Here is a 5,994-nt window from a genome sequence, read left to right as displayed (position 1 = left end):
TCACACGTTGAAGCGGAACTCCACGACGTCGCCGTCGGACATGACGTAGTCCTTGCCCTCCATGCGGACCTTGCCGGCAGCCTTGGCGGCGTTCATGGAGCCAGCGGCGACGAGCTCGTCGAAGGAGACGATCTCGGCCTTGATGAAGCCGCGCTGGAAGTCTGTGTGGATGACGCCGGCGGCCTCGGGTGCCGTGGCGCCCTTGCGGATCGTCCAGGCACGCGACTCCTTGGGGCCGGCGGTCAGGTAGGTCTGCAGGCCGAGGGTGTCGAAACCGACGCGGGCGAGCGCGTCGAGCCCTGGCTCCTCGACGCCCATGTCGGCGAGCATCTCGGCGCGGATCTCGTCGGACTCCTCGTCGTCGCCCAGCTCGGCGAGCTCGGCTTCGCTCTTGGCGTCGAGGAAGATCGCCTCCGCTGGCGCGACGATCTCGCGCATGCGCGCCTTGAGGTCCTCGTCGGCCAGCTCGTCGGTGTCGCAGTTGAAGACGAACAGCTGCCGCTTGGCGGTCATCAGGTGCAAGTCACGCAGCAGGCCGGCATCGAGGCCGGACTGGAAGATGCCTGTGCCGGCGGCGAGCGCCTCCTGCGCCTTCTGCGTCTCGGCGAGCTGCGCGGCCAGCGACTGGTCGCGCCTGGACTCCTTCTCCAGCCGCGGGAGAGCATTCTCGACGGTCTGGAGATCGGCGAGGACGAGCTCGGTGGAGATGGTCTCGATGTCGTCGGCCGGCGACACCTCGCCGTCGACGTGCGTGACGTCCTCGTCGCGGAACACCCGGGTGACCTGGCAGATCGCGTCCGACTCGCGGATGTGCGACAGGAAAGCGTTGCCCATGCCCTCGCCCTCGGACGCGCCGCGGACGATGCCGGCGATGTCGACGAACTGCACCGTGGCCGGCAGGATCTTGGCCGATCCGAAGATGCCGGCCAGGACCGGCAGCCGGGCGTCTGGCACACCCACCACACCGACGTTCGGCTCGATGGTGGCGAACGGGTAGTTCGCGGCGAGGACGTCGTTGCGGGTCAGAGCGTTGAAGAGAGTCGACTTGCCCGCGTTGGGGAGACCGACGATGCCGATGGAGAGTGCCACGTGGACCAACCTTAGATGTTGGTTTTCCAAACCTGTGGACCGCGTGCCCGTGGAGGAATAGCGTCGAGTCGACACCGACGGAGAGGGCAACCATGTTCATCCAGGTCATCCAGTCCAAGAGCACCCGGCAAGACGAGGTCCGCGCGTTGATGGAGGAATGGGGCGAGCTACCCAACGAGGGATACGGCTTCCTCGGCGGCACGTACGGATTCACCGACGACGACACGTTCATCGGCGTCGTCCGGTTCGAGTCCAAGGAGAAGGCCATGGCCAACTCGGCGCGGCCCGAGACCGACGCCATGGCCCAGAGGATGGCGGCGCTGATGGACGGCCCGCCGACCTTCTACGACTGCGACGACGTCACGGTCTGGCTGGAGGGTGGGTCTGACGACGCCGGCTTCGTCCAGATCATCCAGGGCCGGACGGACGACGTCGATGGACTCAAGGCGGCCATGACCGACGACTCGGACGACCTGCGCCAGCAGCGGCCCGACGTCATCGGCGGGACCATGGGGATCACCGACGACGGAACGTTCATCAACACGGTCGCCTTCACCGACGAGGCGAGCGCCCGGGAGGGCGAGAAGAACACCGACCCGCCCGAGGAGTTCCAGACCCTGATGAGCGACGTCAGGTACTACGACCTGCGGGACCCCTGGTTCGCCTCGGCCTAGCGTTCCTATGAGGTGAGTGAGTCGATCAGCCGGTCGACGATGTCGTCGACCTCACTGCGCGCCCGCGCCGATCCGTCCGACCGGGCGAGGAACAGCGCCGCCTCGTCGAGCGCGCCGATCATCACGTGGGCGAGCGGGACCACGGGTTGCGCCGGGACGCGCCCGGACTCGATCCCGTGCTCGAGCAGTCCCTGTACCAGACCCATCCCGTAGCGCATCCCCACCTCGCGCCAGCGCTCCCAGCCGAGCACCGAGGGCGCCTCGACCAGGATGATCCGGTGCACGGCCGGCTCGGCGCACGCGTCGAGCCAGGCTCGCGCGCCGAGCCTCATCAGCTCGATGGGGTCGGTCTTCCCCGAATCGGCGACGGAGGTGCCGATGCGCTCCATGACCTCGGCCTCCACCGCCTCGAAGACGGCGGCGAACAGCTCGGTCTTGTCGGCGAACTGGTGGTACATCGCGCCTCGCGTGACGCCGGCGGCCTTCGCGATCGCATCGGCGCTGACGCGTCCAAAACCGTCAGCGGCGAACAGCGGACGCGCTGCGTCGAGCAGCGCGTCCCTGGTCGCGGCGGACCGCTGGGCCTGGGTGCGCACTTTGCCTTTCATACAGACTGTATGTATGTTAGTCGGAACACGATCACACCGTACCCCGCCAAGGAGCGCCATGCCCACGATCGACCTCCCTCAGGGACAGATTCGCTACCACGTTGCCGGGCCCGATGAGAGTGACGCGCCCCCGGTCGTGCTCATCCATGGCTTCCTCGTCGATCACGGGCTCTGGACCGGCGTCACCGACCTCCTCGCCGCCCAAGGCATCCGGTCGTACTCACCAGACCTGCCGCTCGGCTCGCACACCATCGCCTTGAAGCCGGACGCCGACCAGTCCCCGCGCGGAGTGGCGCAGCTGATCATCGACTTCCTCACCGCCCTCGACCTCCACGACGTGACGCTCGTGGGCAGCGACACGGGCGGCGCGCTGTGCCAGTTCGTGCTCGACGCCGACCACACGCGGATCGGCCGGCTCGTGCTCACCAACTGCGACGCGTTCGACCAGTTCCCGCCGGCACCGTTCGACTTCCTCCTCAAACTCGGGCGGAAACCGTGGCGCCTGCGGCTCATGGGCGAGTCGATGCGTCCGCGATTCCTGCGCCACTCGGTGATCGGATTCGGTGGCCTCGTCGACAAGCCACTCGATCCGCAGCTCTCACGCCGATGGATCACGCCGTTGCTCGAGGATGCCGGCGTCCGACGCGACACGTCCCGGTTCGTGAGCAACATCAAGCCGAGTGAACTCGTCGACGTCTCCACCAGACTCGGCACGTTCGGCAAGCCGGTCCGTCTGGTGTGGGGAGCGGCCGACCGCTTCTTCAAGATCGAGTTCGCCCATCGGCTGAAGGACGCCTTCGGGCCCAACGCCGAGGTCGTCGAGGTTCCCGGCGGCCGCACGTTCCTGTCGCTCGACGAGCCCGAGCTCGTGGCCGACGAGATCCGCGCCGTGTCCTACGCCCGCGGCTGACGCTCCAACTACCTCGTGGCGTCCGTGCCGGTGAAGGCTTGGTCGACGGCGTCGGCGAAGTCGCCCATCGAGCCGAACTCGAGGCTGTAGGACCACTCGCCGGACGGTTCGGGGGTGGCCCCCCAGCCGGGACGGTCGTGCTGCCGGTTGATCCACACCGAGGGCAGGCCCTCGCGCTTGGCCGGGACGTGGTCGTGGAACAGGCTCTGGGCGACGTGGAGCAGCTCGGTGCGGTCGACGCCGAGCCCAGGCAACGTCGCGTCCAAGGCGCGGAAGTGGTTCTCGGCCGGCTTGTAGGCGCCGACGTCCTCGGCGGTGATGATCGCGGCGAAGTCGCCGCGCAGGTGCTTGTTGCTGCCCGCGAAGCCGTCGCGATGCACGTTGGACAAGATGATCAGCTGGTAGTGCTCAGCCAGCCGGGCCAGAGCGTCCGCGGAGTCGGGGAACGGCGGCCAGTTCGGAACCGAGCTGCCCAGCCGCTTCGCCCACGCGTCGCTCACCGGGTGGCCGAGCGTGTCTCCGGTCCGGCGGAAGGCGGTGGCGAGCACGTCCGGGTAGAGCGCGGCGGGGGTTTCCTTCTGGACGGTCGACTCGTTGTCGCCATACGCGAGGAGGAGGTCGGCGTCAGGCAGGTCGAGTCCCTGTTCAAGAGCCCACGGCACGAGCACGGCGCTGAGTCCGGCCTCCCAGTCGATGAGGGTGCCGTAGCAGTCGAAGCTGAGCGCCTTGAATGCGGTGAGGTCGAGGTCGGTCACGGGTTGCGTCCTTTCGTCAGGGGATCAGCGCGAGCTTGCCGCCGGGATGTTGACCGAGGACGACCTCCACTGCGTCGAGCGCGTCGGCGAGCGGGTAGGTGCGGGCAACCGGGACGTCGAGCTGCCCGGCGGCGGCCAGCGCGACGAGGTGCGGACGGATGCGGTCGCGATAGGCCTTGCTCGCCGGCTTCGCGCCCGCGATGTGGCGGATGCCATCGGGCTCCGCGCGGTGGCCGGCTGCGATCGTCACGATCCGCGAACGCTCGGCGACCACCGCGAGCGATACGTCGACCGCCTCGTCGGTGCCGATGCAGTCGAGGGCGGCCGCCACGCCGTCGGGGGCGGCGTCGCGGACCCGCTGCTCGAGGCCGTCGCCGTACGCGACCGGGATGCCGCCGTAGCGGCGCACCACGTCGAAGTTGCGCTCGCTCGCCGTGCCGACCACCTGGGCACCGAGGAGAGCCGCCTGCTGCAGCACGCTGACGCCGACGGCTCCCGACGCGGCGTGGACGAGGATCGTGTCGCCCGCCGCGACCCCCGTGACGTCGAGCATCTCCGACGCGGTGGCGCCGACCAGCAGGAGGTTGGCGGCCGCCTCGAACGACAACCGAGCTGGCTTCGAGAACACGTCGGCAGCCGGCACCGTCAGCGCGGTCGCCCAACCACCGGTCACCCGGTATGCGACCACCTCGTCGCCGATGGAGAACGCTGTGCCAGGGCCGAGCGCGGTGACCACGCCCGCGACCTCGTAGCCGACCGGCATCGGGAAGTCGGCGGGGTCGCCGCGGCCGATGTGCTTGATGTCGGCGGGGTTCACCCCCGCGGCGCGGACCTCGATCGTCACCTCGCCCGGGCCGGGTGGCGGGACGTCGTACTTCTCGAGGGCGAGGACCTGCGGCCCTCCGGGTGCCGTCGCGACCCAGCGTTGCGGCATGTGTGCCTCCTCAGGTCAGCCGGACGGCGATCGAGCCCAGCCCGGGCGCGGACACCTCCCAGAGCTGCCCGGGGGCGATGTCCATGGGAGGGATCATCGACCCGGTGATAACGACGTCGCCGGGGAGCAATTCATTCCCGGCCGCGGTCAGGGTCGAGGCGGTCGTCGCCAGCACCCAGCCCAGCTCGCCGACCAGCTCGTCGGGATCTGACGTCGCCGCGACCTCGTCACCGTCGAGCCGGACCCGGACCCCGCGCTCCTCGGGCAGCGCGGCGACGCGGTCGCCGAGCAGCACGTGCCGGTGGTAGATGTTGCCGGCCACGATCTCCTCGACGTTGTCCGGGGGATGGTCGACGTCGGCGAGCTCGACCGCCAGCCCCCACCCCTCGACGGCGAGCCCCGGTCCGATGTACGCCGCGATCTCCGCCTCGATGACGCCCCGGCTCCAGCCCGCCACCGGCACCACCGCCCCGGACCCCAGCCGGCGACCAGCGGTCAGGTAGCCGACCAGGGGACGGTCGAGGCCGAGCGCCGCCATCGCGGCAGGAGAGCCGAACCCGACCTTCCAACCGAGGTGCGCTGCTCCGGCATCCAGCTCGTCCTGTCGCCGGGCCAGCATCCGCGTGGTGCCGCGCAGGATGCGCGGGTCGATGCCGCTCAGTCGTCGAACCTCTCGTCAGGTTCCGGGAGGGCGTACCCCGCGGCGGCCAGCGAGCCGGCGCCGCTCCACCCCCAGATCAGCAGCACGTCCTCGTCGGAGGTGTTGACGTACCCGTGCCAATTGCCGCGCGGCGTGAAGATCACGTCGCCCGCCTTCGACGGCTCCATCCCGGTGTTGGTGTGGATCTCGCCGTGGCCCGACATCACGACCAGGAACTCGTCGGCGTCGGGGTGCGCGTGCCGGTCGTGCCGTGCGCCGGGCGGCAGCACGGTGCGGCCCACGACCAGGTGCTTCGAGCCGGCGCGGCGCTCGTCGATGAGGTACTGCACCTGCATGTCGACCCAACCCTCGTCCTCGCGCAGG

At 69.6% G+C, this 5,994-nt stretch carries 8 protein-coding genes; 2 read left to right on the top strand and 6 right to left on the bottom strand.

From position 1 onward, the window contains the following. Nucleotides 1-1,089 carry a redox-regulated ATPase YchF gene (gene ychF / locus ACRDPN_RS06215; RefSeq protein WP_431446505.1) on the bottom strand — a complete coding sequence of 363 codons (1,089 nt, stop codon included), beginning with the start codon at nt 1,087-1,089 and terminating at the stop codon, nt 1-3. Between the two features lie 92 nt (nt 1,090-1,181). Here ychF and ACRDPN_RS06210 point away from each other — a divergent pair, with 92 nt between their 5' ends. Next, nucleotides 1,182-1,763, top strand: a complete 582-nt coding sequence (locus tag ACRDPN_RS06210) for a hypothetical protein (protein WP_431446504.1) — start codon at nt 1,182-1,184, stop codon at nt 1,761-1,763. 5 nt (nt 1,764-1,768) lie between these two features. Here the strand turns inward: ACRDPN_RS06210 and ACRDPN_RS06205 are convergent, their stop codons facing one another. Further along, nucleotides 1,769-2,371, bottom strand: a complete 603-nt coding sequence (locus tag ACRDPN_RS06205) for a TetR/AcrR family transcriptional regulator (RefSeq protein WP_431446503.1) — start codon at nt 2,369-2,371, stop codon at nt 1,769-1,771. Nucleotides 2,372-2,429: 58 nt separating this feature from the next. Here ACRDPN_RS06205 and ACRDPN_RS06200 point away from each other — a divergent pair, with 58 nt between their 5' ends. Next, nucleotides 2,430-3,281 (top strand): alpha/beta fold hydrolase, encoded by an 852-nt coding sequence (locus ACRDPN_RS06200; RefSeq protein ID WP_431446502.1) that lies wholly within the window; start codon nt 2,430-2,432, stop codon nt 3,279-3,281. 8 nt (nt 3,282-3,289) lie between these two features. Here ACRDPN_RS06200 and ACRDPN_RS06195 read toward each other — a convergent pair whose 3' ends face one another. The 4 genes from ACRDPN_RS06195 to ACRDPN_RS06180 form a co-directional block, all read right to left on the bottom strand. After that, complete coding sequence (locus ACRDPN_RS06195; RefSeq protein ID WP_431446501.1) at nt 3,290-4,036, bottom strand: HAD-IA family hydrolase; 747 nt, start codon at nt 4,034-4,036, stop codon at nt 3,290-3,292. A gap of 16 nt (nt 4,037-4,052) precedes the next feature. After that, nucleotides 4,053-4,970 (bottom strand): quinone oxidoreductase family protein, encoded by a 918-nt coding sequence (locus ACRDPN_RS06190; RefSeq protein ID WP_431446500.1) that lies wholly within the window; start codon nt 4,968-4,970, stop codon nt 4,053-4,055. A 10-nt stretch (nt 4,971-4,980) separates the two neighbouring features. Continuing rightward, nucleotides 4,981-5,589 carry a hypothetical protein gene (locus ACRDPN_RS06185; protein WP_431446499.1) on the bottom strand — a complete coding sequence of 203 codons (609 nt, stop codon included), beginning with the start codon at nt 5,587-5,589 and terminating at the stop codon, nt 4,981-4,983. A gap of 38 nt (nt 5,590-5,627) precedes the next feature. Continuing rightward, a partial coding sequence (locus ACRDPN_RS06180; protein ID WP_431446498.1) for a cupin domain-containing protein occupies nt 5,628-5,994 on the bottom strand: 367 nt, incomplete at its 5' end.

Source organism: Aeromicrobium sp., assembly GCF_050700635.1.
Taxonomy (GTDB): Bacteria; Actinomycetota; Actinomycetes; order Propionibacteriales; family Nocardioidaceae; genus Aeromicrobium.
This window is presented reverse-complemented; position numbering and strand designations above follow the sequence as displayed.